The organism is Finegoldia sp., assembly GCF_046991905.1.
GTDB lineage: Bacteria > Bacillota > Clostridia > Tissierellales > Peptoniphilaceae > Finegoldia.
Window position 1 is genome coordinate 48,713 of the sequence record NZ_JBKWZF010000007.1, and the last position, 19,694, is coordinate 68,406.

22 protein-coding genes are annotated in these 19,694 nt (G+C 29.7%); 10 read left to right on the top strand and 12 right to left on the bottom strand.

What is annotated here, in order from left to right; translation table 11 throughout:
- Positions 1-7: 7 nt before the first annotated feature.
- Positions 8-397 (top strand): hypothetical protein, encoded by a 390-nt coding sequence (locus ACLUJM_RS04575; protein WP_294685656.1) that lies wholly within the window; start codon positions 8-10, stop codon positions 395-397.
- Here the strand turns inward: ACLUJM_RS04575 and ACLUJM_RS04580 are convergent, their stop codons facing one another.
- Both ACLUJM_RS04580 and ACLUJM_RS04585 read right to left on the bottom strand, forming a co-directional pair.
- Complete coding sequence (locus ACLUJM_RS04580) at positions 398-928, bottom strand: DUF6648 family protein (RefSeq protein ID WP_412412312.1); 531 nt, start codon at positions 926-928, stop codon at positions 398-400.
- 107 nt (positions 929-1,035) lie between these two features.
- Positions 1,036-2,034 (bottom strand): asparaginase, encoded by a 999-nt coding sequence (locus ACLUJM_RS04585; protein WP_412412313.1) that lies wholly within the window; start codon positions 2,032-2,034, stop codon positions 1,036-1,038.
- A 142-nt stretch (positions 2,035-2,176) separates the two neighbouring features.
- Here ACLUJM_RS04585 and ACLUJM_RS04590 point away from each other — a divergent pair, with 142 nt between their 5' ends.
- The 8 genes from ACLUJM_RS04590 (at position 2,177) to ACLUJM_RS04625 (ending at position 9,796) form a co-directional block, all read left to right on the top strand.
- Positions 2,177-3,112, top strand: a complete 936-nt coding sequence (locus ACLUJM_RS04590) for a substrate-binding domain-containing protein (protein ID WP_308580732.1) — start codon at positions 2,177-2,179, stop codon at positions 3,110-3,112.
- A 207-nt stretch (positions 3,113-3,319) separates the two neighbouring features.
- Positions 3,320-4,189: a phosphate ABC transporter permease subunit PstC gene (gene pstC, locus ACLUJM_RS04595; RefSeq protein WP_294685649.1), complete on the top strand. Its 870-nt coding sequence runs from the start codon at positions 3,320-3,322 to the stop codon at positions 4,187-4,189.
- Positions 4,179-5,054, top strand: a complete 876-nt coding sequence (gene pstA, locus ACLUJM_RS04600; protein WP_412412314.1) for a phosphate ABC transporter permease PstA — start codon at positions 4,179-4,181, stop codon at positions 5,052-5,054. Before pstC ends, pstA begins: the two co-directional genes overlap by 11 nt.
- Positions 5,054-5,806, top strand: coding sequence for a phosphate ABC transporter ATP-binding protein PstB (gene pstB, locus ACLUJM_RS04605; protein WP_412412315.1), 753 nt, complete (start codon positions 5,054-5,056; stop codon positions 5,804-5,806). The genes pstA and pstB overlap by 1 nt, the downstream gene beginning before the upstream one ends.
- A gap of 14 nt (positions 5,807-5,820) precedes the next feature.
- On the top strand, positions 5,821-6,477 hold the full coding sequence (gene phoU / locus ACLUJM_RS04610) for a phosphate signaling complex protein PhoU (protein ID WP_294685646.1): 657 nt from the start codon (positions 5,821-5,823) through the stop codon (positions 6,475-6,477).
- A complete protein-coding gene (locus ACLUJM_RS04615) occupies positions 6,474-7,142 on the top strand; it encodes a response regulator transcription factor (protein WP_412412316.1) in 669 nt (222 codons plus the stop codon). The genes phoU and ACLUJM_RS04615 overlap by 4 nt, the downstream gene beginning before the upstream one ends.
- On the top strand, positions 7,142-8,845 hold the full coding sequence (locus ACLUJM_RS04620) for a sensor histidine kinase (RefSeq protein ID WP_412412317.1): 1,704 nt from the start codon (positions 7,142-7,144) through the stop codon (positions 8,843-8,845). The genes ACLUJM_RS04615 and ACLUJM_RS04620 overlap by 1 nt, the downstream gene beginning before the upstream one ends.
- A 96-nt stretch (positions 8,846-8,941) precedes the next feature.
- Entirely contained in the window at positions 8,942-9,796 is an 855-nt protein-coding gene (locus tag ACLUJM_RS04625; RefSeq protein WP_412412318.1) for a DegV family protein, read from the top strand.
- 33 nt (positions 9,797-9,829) lie between these two features.
- Here ACLUJM_RS04625 and ACLUJM_RS04630 read toward each other — a convergent pair whose 3' ends face one another.
- Genes ACLUJM_RS04630 through amaP form a run of 3 tightly spaced genes read right to left on the bottom strand, consistent with a single transcriptional unit; the run spans position 9,830 to position 11,163 of the window.
- Positions 9,830-10,285 (bottom strand): Asp23/Gls24 family envelope stress response protein, encoded by a 456-nt coding sequence (locus tag ACLUJM_RS04630; RefSeq protein ID WP_294685641.1) that lies wholly within the window; start codon positions 10,283-10,285, stop codon positions 9,830-9,832.
- Between the two features lie 26 nt (positions 10,286-10,311).
- Positions 10,312-10,608 carry a DUF2273 domain-containing protein gene (locus ACLUJM_RS04635; RefSeq protein ID WP_294685639.1) on the bottom strand — a complete coding sequence of 99 codons (297 nt, stop codon included), beginning with the start codon at positions 10,606-10,608 and terminating at the stop codon, positions 10,312-10,314.
- Between the two features lie 9 nt (positions 10,609-10,617).
- Entirely contained in the window at positions 10,618-11,163 is a 546-nt protein-coding gene (amaP, locus tag ACLUJM_RS04640; protein ID WP_412412319.1) for an alkaline shock response membrane anchor protein AmaP, read from the bottom strand.
- Between the two features lie 312 nt (positions 11,164-11,475).
- Here amaP and ACLUJM_RS04645 point away from each other — a divergent pair, with 312 nt between their 5' ends.
- A complete protein-coding gene (locus ACLUJM_RS04645) occupies positions 11,476-12,432 on the top strand; it encodes a 3-hydroxyacyl-CoA dehydrogenase (protein WP_412412320.1) in 957 nt (318 codons plus the stop codon).
- Between the two features lie 59 nt (positions 12,433-12,491).
- On the opposite strand, the gene ACLUJM_RS04650 is transcribed toward ACLUJM_RS04645, so the two are convergent.
- The 7 genes from ACLUJM_RS04650 to ACLUJM_RS04680 are packed head-to-tail and all read right to left on the bottom strand — an operon-like array spanning position 12,492 to position 19,670.
- On the bottom strand, positions 12,492-13,511 hold the full coding sequence (locus ACLUJM_RS04650) for a Gfo/Idh/MocA family protein (protein WP_094205516.1): 1,020 nt from the start codon (positions 13,509-13,511) through the stop codon (positions 12,492-12,494).
- An 8-nt stretch (positions 13,512-13,519) separates the two neighbouring features.
- Positions 13,520-14,851, bottom strand: a complete 1,332-nt coding sequence (locus ACLUJM_RS04655) for a nucleotide sugar dehydrogenase (RefSeq protein WP_412412321.1) — start codon at positions 14,849-14,851, stop codon at positions 13,520-13,522.
- Positions 14,844-15,422 carry an acyltransferase gene (locus ACLUJM_RS04660; RefSeq protein ID WP_412412322.1) on the bottom strand — a complete coding sequence of 193 codons (579 nt, stop codon included), beginning with the start codon at positions 15,420-15,422 and terminating at the stop codon, positions 14,844-14,846. Before ACLUJM_RS04660 ends, ACLUJM_RS04655 begins: the two co-directional genes overlap by 8 nt.
- Entirely contained in the window at positions 15,422-16,609 is a 1,188-nt protein-coding gene (locus ACLUJM_RS04665) for a DegT/DnrJ/EryC1/StrS family aminotransferase (protein WP_412412323.1), read from the bottom strand. Before ACLUJM_RS04665 ends, ACLUJM_RS04660 begins: the two co-directional genes overlap by 1 nt.
- On the bottom strand, positions 16,609-17,835 hold the full coding sequence (locus ACLUJM_RS04670) for a glycosyltransferase family 4 protein (protein ID WP_412412324.1): 1,227 nt from the start codon (positions 17,833-17,835) through the stop codon (positions 16,609-16,611). Before ACLUJM_RS04670 ends, ACLUJM_RS04665 begins: the two co-directional genes overlap by 1 nt.
- 7 nt (positions 17,836-17,842) lie before the next feature.
- Positions 17,843-18,475, bottom strand: a complete 633-nt coding sequence (locus ACLUJM_RS04675) for a sugar transferase (RefSeq protein ID WP_412412325.1) — start codon at positions 18,473-18,475, stop codon at positions 17,843-17,845.
- Position 18,476: 1 nt separating this feature from the next.
- A complete protein-coding gene (locus ACLUJM_RS04680) occupies positions 18,477-19,670 on the bottom strand; it encodes a DegT/DnrJ/EryC1/StrS family aminotransferase (protein WP_412412326.1) in 1,194 nt (397 codons plus the stop codon).
- Between the last annotated feature and the right edge of the window lie 24 nt (positions 19,671-19,694).

A 19,694-nucleotide genomic window follows, 5' to 3' on the forward strand; every position in this document is an offset into this window, starting at 1 on the left:
GTGAAAAATGAAAAATTTTATTGATACTATAGTAGATTTTATTTATAAATTTGCAAAGCTTTTATTATTGTTACTAATTCTAGTAATTACAACGCTTTATGTGTATAAAACAATTGATTCAATGTTTTCAAAAAATTACACAAGTTCTCAAACCTATTCAAAAGATTTAAAAATCAAACAAGTCACAGAAGAAGTTAAAGACATTGAAATCACAATTCCACCCGAAGCAAAAGATTTGGATGTATCCAAGATTTTGATAAGCGGAAACATAATTACTAATGAACAAGAATTCTTAAACTACTTAAAGCAAAACAATGTTACTGCATTCAAAGATGGCAACTACAAACTAAATAAAAATATGACTACTGAACAAATAGTTGCCAAAATCAAGAAATAATCAATATCCCTTATTGACATAAGAATCGATAAGGGATTTTTTCTTTATTGGTTCGAAAACATTGTTATCAATTAAATGTTTTTTTATGTTTTCATTTATTGTATGAAAAATCATCTTCTCATAATCTTTAAGCACAATTTCAAAAAGATTATCTCTCATTCTGTATGATAAAATATCTATGTAATATGCCTCAACATTTTTGTATTCTATCAATTCCAAGATTTTTAAAATCGTATTATCTTTTTCCAAGTAATAGTTTCTGCATTTATTTAATGATGCAATGTATTTTTTCGGTTTCTTGTTTTTATATTTGTTTGCAATAGTATTGTATTCTTTAGCTTTTGAATTATAGTATTGGTAGTTAAAAATCCCCTCATTTACAGTTTTAATATTGATAAATGGTCTAAGATTAAAACTATCAATTAATACATTGTTTCTTGAAATAAATTCCTGTTTCGTAATTTTGCCATCATCTAATAAATCAATTAACTCATTTCTTTGTTTTACATAAAAATCTACATTTCTTTTCATAATAATCCTCTACCTAGATTATAATTCATATCCTTAACTTTTCAAAATTTAGAAATAAAAAAGCGATAAAATAATACTCTCTAAATATTATTTTATCACTCGTTATATTATTCTATTATTGAAATATCATGATTTATTATCGAATAAAATTCTTCTTGAATTTTATCGATATCTCTATTGTGTTTACCCATTACATACATCATTTTACATACTACTGATTCTAGTGTCATATCTTTAGATTCCAAAACATCTAGTTTTTCTCTAATTCGCATTCCTACTTGATAAACTCCAATATCTGATCCTTCTTGTGGAACTTGTGTTGTCATCACAATAATTTTATTGTCTGTATAACGATCCATCAATCTAAGGAATTCTTCAGATATTCCAGCTGGCATTCCACCTACTCCATAGCTTTCTACTATAATACAATCGTATTTTTTGAAAATATCTTCAAGAATATCTCCTCTCATAGAAGGAATTAACTTTAACAGATATACACTATCATCTAATTGATCATAAAATTCTACTGGAGCATTTGATTTATCATCTATATATCTTAAAACTTTGCCATCGTGGATTATTGCAATTAATGGATAATTTATAGAATCAAAAGCATCAAAGCTTTTTGTTCTGACTTTTCTAGCTCTATTACCACAAATAACTTTTCCATTAAAAACTATATTAACTCCATGCGATTTATCTTTGCTAGCAAATATTAAAGCATCTATCAGGTTATTCTTTGCATCAGTAATATCATTCGAAATTGATTTTTGTGCTCCTGTAATTACAATAGGCTTTGGGCTTTTTTGTATTAAATACCCCAAAGCAGATGCTGTATATGCCAATGTATCAGTCCCATGTGTTATTACAAAACCATCGTATTCATCGTAGTTTTCTTTTATAGTTTGTTTGATAAGTAACCAATGTTCTGGTCTTATGTCCGTCGAATCAATACTAAATAAACTTAAAGTATCTAATTCAAAGTCAAATTTTTTAAATTTTACATATTCTAATATATCTTTTGCTTGAAGACCTGGAGCTAATCCCTTATCTGTAGCTACAGATGCTATAGTTCCTCCTGTTGTAATCAATAATAGTTTCTTCATATATTCCCCCTAGAAATAGTATAACACTTTATTTTAAAAATATGTTAATAATTAATTTTACATACAATTTACAATAATATTATATGAATTTTAAACTCTACATGTATTCTATTAGTGAATTAAATATGAAAGGATGATTTATTTGAAAATCAAAAAATTAATGTTAGTTGCTATGATGCTTGTATTCGGAGTATTCATGGTAGCATGTGCAAAACAAGATGATGGAAAAACATCAGAAAACTCAAACAAAACAGAAACTACTTCTAATGATTCTAAATCAAACGAAAGTGCTGGAGAAGAAATCCACGTAGTATCAAGAGAAAATGGTTCAGGTACTAGAGGAGCATTTACAGAAATTACTAAAATTCTAGAAAAAGGTGCTGACGGAAAAGAACAAGACAAAACAGCAGCTTCAGCCATTGTTCAAAACAGTACTAACGCAGTAATGATGACTGTTGGTCAAGACAAAGATGCTATTGGATACATTTCATTAGGTTCTTTAAATGACAAAGTTAATGCAATTAAAATCAACGGCGTTGAAGCAACTTCTGAAAATGTTCAAAAAGGTGACTATAAAATCTCAAGACCTTTTAACATCGCTTACAAAGGAGAATTAAAACCACTTCCAAAAGATTTCTTAGATTTCATTTTATCTAAAGAAGGACAAGAAATTGTTAAAAAAGAAGGTTATGAACAACTTCCTCAAGAAGCTAAAGCTTACAACAAAAATTCACAAAAAGGTAAAATTGTAGTTGCAGGTTCAACATCCGTTTCCCCATTAATGGAAAAATTGGCAGAAGCTTACAAAGGAATGTACCCAGAAGTAGAAATTGAAATTCAATCTACTGGTTCTTCAGCTGGTATGAACTCAGCTATTGAAGGAGTATGTGACATTGGAATGGCTTCAAGAGAATTAAAAGATAAAGAAAAAGAACAATTAAAGGCTCAACCAATCGCAATTGACGGTATAGCAGTTATAGTAAACAAAGAAAATACTAAGGCAACTGATTTAACATTAGAACAAGTAAAAGATATTTTCACTGGAAAAGTTAAATCTTGGTCTGAAATTTCTAAATAATTCCTCTCTAAAAACAGATCTCTCACGAGGTCTGTTTTTTAATTTCCAAATATATATTTTACATTTGTAAAATCATACTATTTCTCTATTCTATACGATTTTTGTGAGATAAGTTAGAAAACTTTACATTAAATTAACATTATTATCGCATTTATTTTACAAGCACTTGATAATATTAAGGTGATAAAAATATAGAAAGGATTTAATATGAAAAAGAAATATTTATCTGAATCAATAATGAAATACGTGTTTTTAGTTTCAGCACTAACTTCTATTTTCGCAATAGTTTTAATATGTTTTTTCATTTTTGGTGAATCAATGCCTTTTATAAAAAAAGTTGGTTTAACTAATTTTATATTTGGTAAGGACTGGTCTCCTGTAGATGTCCCTGCTCAATTTGGAATATTACCTATGATTATAGGTAGTATCTATGTAACGATTGGTTCTATAATTATCGGAGTTCCAATTGGAATTTTTACTGCAATTTATCTTGCAAAGTTTTGTCCTAAAAAATTATATAGTTTTTTGAGACCTTGTATAGATTTAATGGCTGGTATACCATCTATAGTTTATGGTTTCTTTGCTTTGGTAGTTATTGTTCCAATGATTAGAAAAGCATTTGGAGGAACTGGTATGAATATAGTTACTGCATCCATTCTTTTAGGAATCATGATTTTACCAACAATAATCACATTGTCTGAAAGTGCAATTAATACTGTTGTTGATTCTTACTACGAAGGAAGTATTGCTCTAGGTGCTAGCCACGAATTAGCCGTTATGGGAGTTGTTGTTCCCGCTGCAAAATCAGGTATATTATCATCAGTTATACTTGGAATTGGACGTGCTATTGGTGAAACAATGGCTGTATATTTAGTTGCTGGAAATCAACCTGTTATTGCAAAAAGCATTTTTTCAGGAACACGTACAATGACTACTAACATTGTATTGGACATGGCTTATGCTTCTGGCGCACACAGAGATGCTTTAATCGCTACTGCAATGGTACTATTCGTATTTATACTACTAATAAATTTAGCGTTTAATTTAGTTAAAAGAGGTGTAAATAATGGAAAATAATTCTATCGATATTTCCAATAATAGTTTGAGAAATTTACGCAAAAACAAAACCAAGAGTAAAGTTATTAAAGGCTTTATTTATTTAATGGCTTTCATTACATTAGCTGTTTTGTTTTATTTAATTATTTACATGCTAGTTAATGGTATTCCTCATTTGAAACCAAGTATGTTTTCGAATCACTATACTTCAAAGAATGTTTCAATGATGCCATCAATCAAGACTACTATTATTTTAGTATTGTTAACATTATTAATTGCTAGTCCTATCGGAATATTTACTGCAATTTACTTGTCAGAATATTCAAAGAAAAATTCAAAAGTAGTTACACTTATTAGACTTGCAACTGAAACATTATCTGGTATTCCATCAATAGTATATGGTTTATTCGGTATGTTGTTGTTTGTAATGAGATTAAAATTTAGATATTCATTAATATCTGGTGTTCTTACAATGTTTATAATGGTACTTCCTTTAATCATAAGAGCTAGTGAACAAGCTTTGCTATCAATAGATGATGAATTAAGAGCTGGAAGTTATGCATTAGGAGCTGGAAAGTTGTATACTATAAGAAAGGTATTACTTCCTGTTGCTATGCCTGGTATCATGGCTGGTATTATCCTTTCTATAGGTAGAGTTGTCGGTGAAACTGCTGCATTGATGTTTACTTTAGGAACTGATCCGCGTGTTCCAACAAGTTTAATGCAATCCGGAAGAAGTTTGGCTTTACACATGTATGTTTTATCTTCTGAAGGATTCCATGTAGAAGAATCTTATGCAACTGGGGTTGTATTAGTAATTTTAGTTTTAATAATAAATATAGTTTCCAATTTAATAGGAAAAAAATTAACGAAAGGAAGTAAATAATGTCTAAGATAAGCATAAAAGATGTTGATTTATATTATGATAATTTTCATGCTTTAAAGAAAATCAACATGGAAATGAAATCCAATGAGATTACTGCTTTTATTGGACCTTCAGGCTGTGGTAAGTCTACAATGCTTAAGTGTCTTAATAGAATGAATGATCTTATTGACGGATGTCGTATCGAAGGATTAATAACTTTAGATGGTAAAGACATATATGATAAAAATTATGATGTAAACTTATTAAGAAAAAGAGTAGGTATGGTTTTTCAAAAGCCTAACCCATTCCCTATGTCAATTTACGATAATATTGCCTATGGCCCAAGATTACACGGGGAAAAAAACAAAGCTAAATTAGATGAAATCGTAGAAAAATCTTTGAAAGGGGCAGCAATTTGGGATGAAGTAAAAGACAATTTAAAGAAAAATGCACTTTCAATCTCTGGTGGTCAACAACAAAGAATTTGTATTGCTAGAGCACTAGCTGTGGAACCTGAAGTATTGCTAATGGATGAACCAACTTCAGCTCTTGACCCTATTTCTACTAATAAAATTGAAGATTTATGCCAAGATTTGAAGTCAAAATATACTATAATAATGGTAACTCACAATATGCAACAAGCTGCTCGTATTTCAGACAAAACAGCATTTTTCTTAACAGGTGAAGTTATAGAATTTAATAATACTGATATACTGTTCTCAAAACCTGAGGATAAAAGAACAGAGGATTATATTACTGGTAGATTCGGTTAAAAAGAGGTGGTTTTATGAGAAAATATTTTACACATCAATTAGAAGAATTAAAACATAATTTAATTTTTCTTGGAGCAAATGTCGAAAGACAAATAGAACAAAGCACATACGCTTTAGAAACTCAAGATTTAGAAATAGCTCAAAAAGTTTACGATTCTCAAGAAACTATATATGAAATGTCAAAAGAGGTTGAGGATACTTGTTTGAGACTTTTAACTACACAATCTCCTGTTGCAAAAGACTTAAGATTCATTTCATCAGCACTAAGAATTCTTTCTTGTATGAGTAAAATTGGAAACCATGCACAAGAAATTTCTGAACTTGTTATGTTAATTGGAAAAACTAGACTTCCAAAAGACTTGTCGATGATAAGATGTATGGGTAAATCTGCCCAAAAAATGCTAGTTGAAAGTATTAATGCCTTTACAGATGATGATGTTGAACTTGCTTATTCTGTAATTAAAAAGGATGATGAAGTTGATGAACTTTTTAGGCATTTCATGGATGAGTCAATTGAACTAATCAAATCAGGTTGTGATAATCCTGAACAAATTATCGATTTAATTCAAGTTGCAAAATACCTAGAAAGAATTGGCGATAATGCAGAAAGAATTGCAACATGGGTAATCTTCTCTGTTACTGGAGAAAGATATGAGGAAAATGCACAATGATTTGCTGTGTTGAAGATGATAAAAGCATAAGAGAACTAATTATCTACGCACTAAATAATGAAGGTTATGATGCAATGGGATTTGGAGATTACGGTGAATTCAAATCCTCATTGTATTCTTCTAGCATAGATTTAATTATATTAGATATTATGCTTCCAGGAAAAAGTGGACTTGAAATTTTAAAAGAAATACGAAATAATGAGAAAACGAAAAGCATCCCTGTTATGATGCTTACTGCAAAGACTACAGAATACGATAAGATCGTTGGACTAGATAGTGGTGCTGATGATTATATGATAAAACCGTTTAGCATCATGGAGCTATTAGCAAGAGTTAGAGCTTTACTCAGAAGATCGTCATTGAGTAAAACAAAATCAAAGATTATTTATAAAAATGTTGAACTAGACTACGATAAAAGAACTGTAAGTGTCGATGGAGAAAATATTGACTTGACTTATAAAGAATTTGAATTATTGTATTATCTCCTATCAAATATTGGAAAAGTATTAACGAGAGAAAATATAATGACAAAAATTTGGGGATTTGATTTTGAAGGCGAATCTCGTACAGTAGATGTTCATATTGCTACACTAAGACAAAAATTGAAAAATGCTTCAGGCATCATAAAAACTATAAGAAATCTGGGATATAAAGCTGGTGAGTAATGAAAAGGAAAATATACACTAGAATTTCTTTTGTTATTATATTAGCTTTGGCTGTCGGACTTAGTTTGCAAACATTTATATTTTATAATTACAACAAATCAAAGCAAGAAACTTCCCTACTTCGCCAAATCCAATATATTGATTCTATCAGTGACAATAATCGTGAACAAACTATTGTCAATGTAAAAAAGATTAAGAGAATCAATCCTACGAATAGATTCACTATTATTGATAAAAGTGGAAATGTAGTCTATGACACCGATACGAATGTAGATTCTTTGGATAATCACTCTAATAGAGAAGAAGTTAAAGATGCAAGGGAAACTAATGTAGGATCAATAACTCGTAAATCTAATAGTTTTGGAGCCGATATGTATTATGTAGCTATTCTACAAGAAAATTCAGATGTGCTTAGAGTTAGCTGTGAATCGGCAAATTTTTTCAAAACAATTCTAGATTTATTACCCTATACCCTATTGATTTTAGCATTGTCATTAATTTTGTTAATAGACATTAATAGAAGACAAATTAGACAAATTCTAGATCCTATTGAAACTATTGCTAATGAGTTAGATGATAATATTGTAAATGATAAGGAATCAAAATTAATAGAAAAACCAGTTTACGATGAACTAATACCATTTGTTAATATTATTAGACGAAAAAATGATACTATAAAAAAATATGTTGATGAATTAGAAGAAAGATCTGCTACTATTAAAACTATTACGGATAATATGAGAGAAGGTCTTATTTTACTAGATAAAAACATGAATGTACTTTCTGTTAACAAGTCAGCTGAATTTCTATTTGGAGCTTCTGATTCTAAATATGAGGGAAGACCTTTTATTTCATTGAATAGAGATTTGAAAATCCATTCTGCAATTAAGAACGTTATATCTACAAAAACAGCACATCATATAAACATTGAAATGCAAGGAATGTTATTATCATTGTATATTGCACCAGTATTAGATGAAGATAAGATTAATGGAGTTCTACTATTCTTAGTAGATGAAAGTGACAAAATAAAAGCTGAAAAAAGAAGAAGAGAATTTTCAGCAAATGTAAGTCACGAATTGAAATCTCCCCTAACTTCTATCAATGGTTATGCAGAAATGATTGAAAATAATATGGTTAGCCCGGAAAACGTCGGTAAATTTGCTTCTATAATCCATCAAGAAGGATTAAGATTATTGGAACTAATTGATAATATCATCAAACTCTCAAAATTAGATGAATCTGGTGATGATATCGAAAAAAGTTTATTCAATCCTGAAAAAATAGTAAGTGAAATTATTAATTCTAATCAAAATAAATTCGATAACAAACAAATAGAAATAATTACAGATATTCAGGAAAATTGTCTAATATATGGAAACGAAAATTTAATTAAAGAAATGATTGAAAACTTGGTTACCAATGCTATTAAATACAATAAAATATCTGGAAAAATCAAGATTTCAATATTCAAAGAAAATGATAAAACTAAGATTATCTGTGAAGATACTGGAATTGGTATAGCTGAAAAATATCAAAAAAGAGTTTTTGAAAGATTTTTCGTTGTCGACAAATCACGCTCTTCTCAAGAATCTACGGGACTCGGCTTATCGATTATTAAACATATCGTTGATATCCACAACGGTTCAATTGAACTTGAGTCTAAGCTAGATGTCGGAACTAAAATTACAATAACTATTTAAATACGGCAACTTAGTTGTCGTATTTTTTTCGTTGTAATGATATAATAAATATGTTAACTAAAAATAAAAAATCAATCGATTAGAAAGGAATAAAAAATGCAAAAAATTGCTATTCTATCTGACACAACATCTGATGTTGATGAATCAATTATTAAAGAATACAATATTTTAGAAGTCCCTCTTCAAATAATTTATAATTCGGAAGTTACATATAAGGATAAGTATGAAAAAACTATTTACGACATTATTGATGATATAAATAGTAACACTATTAGTAGTTCTCTTCCCTTAGCAAGTGATTTGATTGACAAAATAGAATACATTTTATCAAATGGATACACTCATGTTATTGCAACTTGTATGAGTTGTGGTATAAGTGGAACTTATAATTTATTTAAGCAAGTATTAAGTTTATATTCTGATAAGCTAACATATCATTTAATTGATTGCAGATCATGTTCAATGGGAATGGGTTTTTTAATTGAAAAAGCTGTGAATATGATTGAAAATCATAATAGTTTTGAAGATATTGTCAAAGAATTAGAAGTCTTAAAAAATAAAGAGGACTTTTTCTTCACTGTAGATAAACTAGACTACCTATATACAAGTGGACGAATTAAACGTTCTAGTAAGGTAGTAGGAAATCTTCTAAGCATTAAACCTATTATAACTTGTATCAAAAACACAGGTAATTTAGAGGTAATAGATGCTGTGAGGGGCAGAAAAAAAGTAAATCAACAAATTTTAAATTATATTATTGATTTTGCAGATAATGATAAAATTGATAAAATTTATATAATGCATTCAAATCTTCAAGAAAATGCAGATGAATTAGAAAAAGTAATAAAAGAACACTATCCTAATGTGGAAATCTATAAAAGACCTATTTCAAGTCTTTTTGTTGTTCATACAGGCCCTCACATATACGGAGCTGTTGTAACATTAAAATAAGGAAGGACAATGCCTTCCTTATTTTAAATTAGTTTATTTCAAACCACTTTTATTTTCTTCTTCTTTTTTATTTTTTAAGTTAAATTCTTTTCTTGTCATTACGTCAACTACTTTACAGTTAACTTCAACAACATTTAATCCTGTCATCTTGTTTACGCTTTGTTTTACTACTTCTTGTAATTGATTGAATACTTTAACAGCTGATACACCATATTCTAAAATAACTGAAACATCAATTGCAGCTTCTTTTTCTCCAACTTCTGCTTCAATACCTTTTGTAGCATCATATCCACCAAAAGTTTCTTGAATTCCTGAGAAGAATCCACCTTCCATATCTAAAACTCCAGGAACTTCTCTAACAGCTATTGCAGCTATTTTTTGAACTACTGAGTTATCAAAAGTTAATTTTGATTCATGTTTCTTTTCTTGTTCTCTTTCAGCCTTTTCTTCGTTTACTTTGTTTACTTCATTGTATTTTCTTTCGTCCATCTTTCTAATCTCCTTTTATAACTATATTATTTCCTAAATAAATTCATCAAAAATCTGATAAATTTAGGATTACCCTCTTTGTACAACCCATAACCATAACCAATACCAAAAAGTAAAAGTATTAATATTGTTGCCCAAAATCCAGCTTTCAAAAATAAAAGTGCTATTATTACACCTAATATTCCATACTTAGTTGGTTTTCTCAAATCTGAGAAATTTTTTATTAGTCTTTCATCAAACTTATCTTTTGAATCTTCTTTTACAAATACTATTCTTTTTTCTTCATCTGGGGAATTAATATTGTCCAATAAATTATTGTTCATTCTTACCCCCTATACTACCCTTTTATTTGTAGATTTTGCCAAATCCAAGAATTTTACAGTAATATCTTTAACTTTGTAACCAGTTAAAGTTTCCAGATTAGTCTTGATATCATTTTTGATGTTTTCACCAAGACCTCCTACATTTGACATATCCCTTACTCCAACCTCTACATCACAATTCATATATGGTTTATTTGAATTGTTGACTCTTACATTCACATTAGAAGTTCTGACATCATTAAATCTATTTACTGTACTTTTTACAGTATTTTCAAGTGCATCTGTAGATATCATAACTTCTCCATCCTTGTCTTTTGAGATCAAGAAATCACTTAAATTATCAGAGAGTATTGCTTTAAACATTATTATAAGTGCCCCTAGTAAAATTAAGGCTCCAATAACTGCTAATATATAAAAGCATACCTCATTCATCATGAGCTCTCTGAGATTATAACTAACTTGTCCAAAATTGAATACTGTGAAAAACATTACTAAAGAAAACAAAATTAGTAATATTGAAAACAATATATGGACAAATTTTTTAAATCCACTCATAAAACCTCCTTGTAAATTATTGATATATTTGTTACCTGATATATATATACCACTTTTGAATAAATCCTAAACAACAATTTGTTAAATTATAAAAATTTAATCTTTAATAATGGTTTTAACCTCTAGCGCCTTAATTTAATTATACCCTTCTTATAAATTTCTAAACATTTTAAATAAATTTCTAAACATTTTAAAAATTAAAAAACCCGAAAAATTACACAATTTGTTCAGTTCTGATTTGTAAAATTATTTAGAGGGTATATAAATACTGAATAAAATTACAATATAGGTTAACTCAAAGGAGGCAAATTTATGAAATTAAAAAATGTAACAGTAGCTGGTGGAGGAGTTTTAGGATCTCAAATAGCATTTCAAACTGCATTTAAAGGCTTTGATGTCAACGTGTGGTTAAGAAGTGAAGGTTCAATAGAGAGAGCTAAGCCACGTTTTGATGCATTAAAAGAAACATATCTAAGTATACTAGATAGAATTAAGGTTGGATTATCTGATGAAAACACTGTTAACTCAGTAATTATACCTAGAGGTATTTCTTCAGATCAATTGACACTTGATGATATTGAAAATTTAAAAAAAGATGTAGAAGAAGGGTTTAATAGAATTCATCTTTTAACAGACTTAGAAAAATCAATTGAAAATTGTGATTTATTGATTGAAGCTGTTTCTGAAAATCCAGAACAAAAATCAGATTTTTATACGAATTTAGCCAAAGTATTAAATGATAATACTATAGTTGCAACAAATTCATCAACATTATTACCAAGTTCGTTTAAGGATTTACTTCCTCATCCAGAAAAATATCTTGCTCTTCACTTTGCAAATGAAATTTGGAACAATAATACAGCAGAAATTATGGGACACAGCGAAACTTCTCATGAAGTATACGATGAAGTAGTTAACTTCGCAAAAGATATAGGAATGATTCCATTAAAATTGAAGAAAGAACAACCAGGATATCTACTAAATTCATTATTAGTTCCATTACTAGATGCAGCAATGACTCTAAAGGCTTTAGACATAGCTGACATCGAAGATATCGACAACGCTTGGAGATACGGAACAGGTGCTCCATTTGGACCTTTCCAAATACTAGATGTAGTCGGTCTTAAAACTGCTTATAATATTACTTTAAATAAACCAGATGTAAATGATGAAAATTCTGTAACGTATCAGATTGCACAAATGTTAAAGAAATATATAGATGAAAACAAATTAGGTATAGGAACAAAAGAAGGATTCTACAAATACTAATGAAATTGAAACAAGCTCTTGATAAAAATCAAGAGCTTGTTTGTTTTCAAAATATTATATTAGTCAATCCAACCGTAAGCTTTCATTAATACTTCAACTGGCTTTCTTCCTTCGTGACCATTGATTAAAGGTTGTGTATCTGTATTTATTGCGTGAATAAAATCTTTATATAATGGAGTGTGTCCGTTTCCGTACACATTATCTATAGATTTATCATCTTCCAATTCTCCGGTTTCAGATTCATCTTCAAATACCCAAGTTTTTATTTCGTTAACAGCTAACCCACCGATAACGGCAGTTCCTGTTGACCCAAATACAGAAATAGTTTCTTCAAGATTTTTAGGATAAACATCGGCACTACCTTCCAATAGTCCAATTCTACCGCTCTTAAATCTCATTAAAATTACGCCGTAATCTTCCATTTCTATATCTCTTAGGAAAGTTTCAGTTTCAGCTTTTACGCTTACTAATTCATCGTCCATCATCCATAACAACAAGTCTAGTGCATGTATACATTGGTTCATCAATGTACCACCATCTAATGCTTTTGTTCCTCTCCATGGGGCTAAGTTATAGTAGTTTTGATTTCTGTTCCATAAAACCCTTGCTGTGATGTTTGTCATCTTTCCAAATTTATTAGCATCAATTGTCTTTTTCAATTTTTGAATCGGAGGATTAAATCTATTTTGGTGACACACTCCAACTTTTAATCCTTTTTCATCAGCTAACTTATTAATTTTATCTATTTCTTCTAAACTCATAGCCATTGGTTTTTCAATCAATACATGTTTTGATTGTTCTAAACAGTAAAGAGCTATCTCACCATGATAACCACTTTCTGTTGAAATAGAGCACATATCTATGTCGACTTCTTCTAACATTTTTTTATAATCAGTGTATACTTTTACGTCTCTGTCAGAAAATCTTTCCAAATATTCATCTCTTTTTTCGATGGCTCTTTCTTCAATAATATCGCATACTGCAACTAATTCCATTTCTGAATCATTGTTTGCAATTCCCTCTACGTGTTTATAAGAAATTCTACCACAGCCAATGATTGCGCATTTAATTTTTTGCATATTACCTCTTATAATAATTCTATTTTTTCTCTGTTATTTTCTACATTTCTTGTAGCGTATTTTGTATCAAATACGAATGGTGCATTGTCTACTACCATTTGATAATCAACATTTGTATGATCAGCAGTTATAACAACTAAATCATAACCCTTAACTACATCTGGATTAATTTCTTTTAATGAGTAAGTCTTAGATCCATCTGGGTTGAAGTATGAAGGATTAAATCCATCGTAGTAATCAATGATAGCTCCTTCTTCTCTGAACTTATCCATTACAACAAATGCTGGGGAATCTCTTAAATCGTCAATGTCTTTTTTGTATGCAATACCTAAAATTAAAACTTTTGAACCATTTAATGGTTTTTTGAATTTTCTAGATAAGATTTTCATTGATCTATCTACAACCCATTCAGGCATGCTATCATTAACAGTACCACTTGCTTCTATTATTGGCATGTGTACATCATATTCTCTAGCTTTCCAAGTCAAATAGAATGGATCTAATGGTATACAGTGTCCACCAACACCAGGGCCTGGATAGAATGCTTGATATCCATAAGGTTTTGTCTTTGCAGCGTCTACTACTTCCCACATGTTAATGTCCATCTTATTCGCTAATTTGGCAAATTCATTTACCAAACCAATGTTTACATTTCTATATGTGTTTTCAAGAATTTTTTCCATTTCAGCAACTCTAGGTGAAGATACAGTCATAACTTCTCCTTCTAATACATTTCTGTACAATGCTGCTGCAACTTCAGTAGATTCTGAACCAATTCCTCCAACAACTTTTGGAGTGTTTTTAGTTTTATATTGTTTGTTACCTGGATCTACTCTTTCTGGAGAGAATGCCAAGTAGAAATCTTCTTCACATTTTAATCCTGATCCATTTTCCAAAATAGGTCTCATTAATTCTTCAGTAGTTCCTGGGTAAGTTGTAGATTCCAAAACAACTATAGATCCTTTTTTCAAATATTTTGAAACATCTGTAGTTGATTTTTCAACATAGGAAATATCTGGTTGTTGATAAATATCCAAAGGTGTAGGAACGGCAATAGCTATGAAATCACAGCTTGCAACTGATTCAAAATCACTTGTAGCTCTCAATTTTCCAGATTCTACAATTGCTTTTAATTCAGAATCAACAACATCACCTATGTAATTAACTCCATCGTTAACCATTTGAACTTTTTCAGGTTGAACATCAAAACCAATAACAGTATAACCTGCTTTAGCTTTTTCAACTGCTAATGGCAATCCTACATAACCTAATCCTACAACCCCTACAACTAGAGATTTATCTTCAATTTTGCCCAATAATTCTTCTTTTAAATTACTCATTTGATACCTCACTCAATTTATAATCATTTAATAAATATTTTTTGTCACATTTTTCACATATATAATCTGTGAGGGAAATTCTTTTTAGATTTTCTCCACATGAACATGCATATCCATGATGTCTGGCTGGATTACCAACTACAACTTCATAATCTCCGACATCCTTTGTAACAACTGCTCCCGCTCCAATTATAGCATATTTTCCAATTGTGTTTCCACAAACAATGGTAGCATTAGCTCCGATAGAAGCGCCTTCTTTAATAGTTGTCTTACGATATTCATCTTTTTTTTCAATAAAAGCTCTTGGATTAATCACATTTGTAAACACGCATGAAGGTCCTAGAAAAACTCCATCTTCACACACAACACCAGTATAGACACTGACATTGTTTTGAACTTTACAATTATTTCCAAGTTTAACATCTGGTGAAATCACAACATTTTGTCCAATATTACAATTTTCTCCGATTGAACATCCTGACATTATATGACTAAAATGCCAAATTTTAGTGCCTTTACCAATCTTTGTCTCTTCATCTATATAACAAGACTCATGAGCAAAAAAGTCCATTATACTATCTCCTTTATAGAATTAATAATATATTCTCTTTCTTCATCGTTCATTTCTGGGAACAATGGAATAGCAAAAGTTCTTTCAGAAAGATATTCTGCATTAGGGAAATCTCCCTTCTTATATCCTAAATCATTAAAAGCTTTTTGTAAATGCATAGGTACTTTGTAATAAGTTCCAGTTGCAATATTTTTTTCTTTTAATTTAGATTCGATTTCTTCTCTATTTTCAGATTGTAAAATAAATAAATGGAAAACATGCTTTCCACCTTCAGTTTCAGTTGGCATAACCAATGAAGTATCTTTTAAAGCTTCGATGTATTTGTGAGAAATGCTTCTTCTATTTTCAGTATATTCATCTAAATGTTTTAGTTTAATTCTTAGAATAGCAGCTTGGATTTCGTCTAATCTTGAATTGTGACCAATTAAGTAATTGTAGTATTTTAATGGATTGTATACAGTATTATCCCCTGAACTTTGTTCCATAACCTCTACTTCTTCGTTATTCAAGATAGCGTAAGCCTTCATTCCATTTTCTCCACTTCCATGAACCTTTAATGCTCTAATAATGGTAGCCAAATCATCATCGTTAGTTGTAATCATACCACCATCTCCAAAGCAACCTAAGTTCTTTGTAGGGAAAAACGAAAAACAAGCTAAATCACCTAAGTTACCGACATTCTTGCCCTTATATTGTGAGTTAATTGCTTGAGCAGCGTCTTCAACAACATACAAATTATGTCTTTTTGCAATATCATTTATTTGATCCATCTTGCATGCATTTCCAAATAAATGAACACAAATTATTGCTTTAGTTTTTTCTGTAATTTTTTCTTCTATTTGAGAAGGATCAATATTGTAAGTATCTAGTTCTACATCACAAAAAACAGGTGTTGCACCAACAAATCTGATTGCCTCAGCTGTAGCGAAGAATGTGTAGTCTGTAGTGATAACTTCGTCTCCTTCTTTAATTCCCAAAGACTTCAAAGCTATAATTAATGCATCAGTACCATTACCAACAGTAATAGCATGTTTTACACCAATTTTTTCTGCAATTTCCTTTTCAAATTGTTTTACATTTTCACCCATAATGTATTGAGCGTTTTTAAAGCATTCCAATACACTTGAGTTTACTTCTTCTTCAATATTTTCATATTGCCTTTTTAAATTTAATAATGGTATGTTCATCAAATTCCCCCATTTAAAATTTTTAATATATTTTCTAATTTATCAGTCAAAACTTTGTAGTCATAATCAAATGCTGCTTTTTTTGAATTATTGCAATATTTGTCATAATCAGAATTATCTAAACTATAAAAATACAGTATTCCATCCTTTAAAGCTTCAGCAGATCCACTTTTAACTGTCTTACCACAATCATATTTCTCAATAATATCATAATTACATCTTAAATTCGATAAAATCGGTTTATTTGCAGCTAAATACTCAAATAGCTTATTAAAACTCATTCCATATTTATATAAATTAATATCTTGTCCAGTAATTACATTCAAATCTGACCTTGTAACTATAGAAGGTACATATCTTTTGTCAACAGAACCTTTGAAAACAACATTTTTTTGTGAATTTTCTCTAACTTTTTTTATAAGGCTTGCTTCAAATTCACCTTTCCCATAAACAATAAGTTTTATATCTTCATAATCAGAAAGTTTATTCATTGCATCAATCAAAGTATCAACTTGATTTGCTCGTCCTAAAGCGCCTGTATAAACAACTTTAAAGATATTTTTGTCATCCAAATCTACATCTTCCAAATGATATTTTTTTATTGATTCATTGAAATCTTCTAGTACAACTCCATTATTTATGTGAAATACATTATCTCTATTAATTCCTCTTGATTTCAGATAGTCTTTTCCGCCCTCCATTGTGAATATTAAAGCATCTGAAGACTTATACACAGATTTCTCAATAGCATATAGGATTTTTGCCACAGGATGATTTTTACTGAATTTACCCATTTCTATAAAAGTTTCTGGCCATAAATCTCTTGTTTCACAAATTAATTTAGCGTGATTGTTTTTGGCTATTTTCCTTGAAGCTAACCAAGTTAAACTATGAGGTGCAGAACAATAAACAACATCAACCCCAGAGTATTTTTTAGATACTGACAATAGATTTTTATAGAATTGTATCATATTAATTACACGGTCTTTACCATTCCCAGTGTAATTTTTTGCCTTAATATATACAAATTTCAAGGAATCAATTATTTCTTCTTTATATTTTTTTTCATCATTAATCACATTTAAATCTGTTCCATGTGTAGTAGATGCTGTAAATAAAGTAACATTATGTCCTCTTTTTTGTAATTCTTTTGCAAAATTATAATGCCTTAAATATCTACCCTTCCCTGGAACATCAATATAATGATTTATAATCCAAATATTCATAAAACTCCTATAAAATCTTCAATGTTTGAAGAATTATTTTTATATCATTTAATAAATTAATATTTTCAATGTATTGTTTGTTTAGTTCGATTTTATTAGGCATAATTTCTTCAACATATGTCTTTTCAGGATTGTCAGATTTATCCAAAATTTCTGATTCATCTCTGTATTTTATACTCGCCAAATCCGTAATTCCTGGTCTAATTTTCAAAATATCCCTGTCCGAATCAGAATACATATCGACGTACTTTCTAACTTCAGGTCTCGGACCAACAAAACTCATATCTCCGACCAATACATTGAACAATTGTGGAAACTCATCTAATTTAGTTTTTCTCAAAAACTTTCCTACTTTCGTTATTCTAGGATCGTCTCCAACTGTTATTGCCATTCCCAATTTTGGAGCATCCACAACCATCGTTCTAAATTTCAAAATCGTAAAATCCTTATTATTTTTCTTAACTCTTTTTTGCTTGAAAAACACAGGACCTCTTGAATCTAATTTTATAGCAATGGAAATTATAATCATTGGGATTGCCATAACCAAAATTCCAAATAAAGATGCTAAAATATCAAATAATCTTTTGATGAAAAGATTAAATTTGCTATTTTTAAGGATTTCATCTACTCGATTATCCATATTATTTACCACTAACTATATCCTTGTAAGTTTCGATTACATATGCTACTTCATCATCTGACAATAATGTGTGAAGCGGCAATGTTATTTCGTTTTTGTATTGTTCAAAAGTATTAGGATAATCTTTAATGTCAAATCCTAAATTTTTGTATCCTGTCATCATTGCAATTGGTTTGTAGTGAACATTAGTAGCAATGCCTTTTTCTGCCATCTTCACGATTATATCGTTACGAGTTTGTTCATCGATACCTTCAACTCTTGTTAAATACAAATGACCGTTACTTGTGTAATCTTCACCAAAATGATTCAAATAACTAATTGAAGTATTATCTAAACCATCGTTATACATTTTGATTATTTTTTTTCTTCTAGCTAATAAATCGTCGTATCTTTCTAATTGTGCAAGCCCAATTGCTGCTAATATATCCGGCATATTGTATTTGTAATAAAGGCCTTTAATGTCGTATTCCCATGCACCTAATTTTGTTTTAGCTAATGCATCTTTGTTTTGACCATGTAAAGAGAACAATTGCAAATCATTGTATATCTTGTCTACATCACCAATATTGATGGCAAGCATTCCACCTTCTGCTGTCGTAAAGTTTTTAACAGCGTGGAATGAAAATGATGCAATATCTTGGAAAGAACCAATTTTTTTGCCCTTGTAAGTTGAACCCAATGCGTGAGCACTGTCAGAAACCAAAGCAACTCTTCCCAAAGATTCTTGGATTTCATTTGAAGGTTTGAATATTGATTTTTTTGCTTCAATTATTTCGTAAATTTTATCGTAATCGACAGGAACTCCTGCAATATCAACAGGAATTATCGCCTTTGTATTTTCATTTATTGAATCATATAATTTGTCATAATCCATAAAATATGAATCTTTTTGAACATCTACCAATTTGATAGTAGCGTCCAAATGATCTATTACAGAACAACTTGCTGTATAAGTGTAGGCTGATGTAATACATTCATCCTTTTTGCCATTTACACCTAAAATTCTAAGTGCACATTCTAATGCTGCCGTTGCTGAATTAAAACAACAAGTCTTTTTTGATTGTGTATATTCTTGTAAATTTTTTTCTAATAGTTTAGTTTTCGGTCCAGTTGTAATCCAACCAGATTTCAATGCGTCTACCACTTCTTCTATTTCTTTATCAGAAATATCAGGTGGTGAAAATAAAATATTCATAAACAACTCTCCTTATTTCACTAA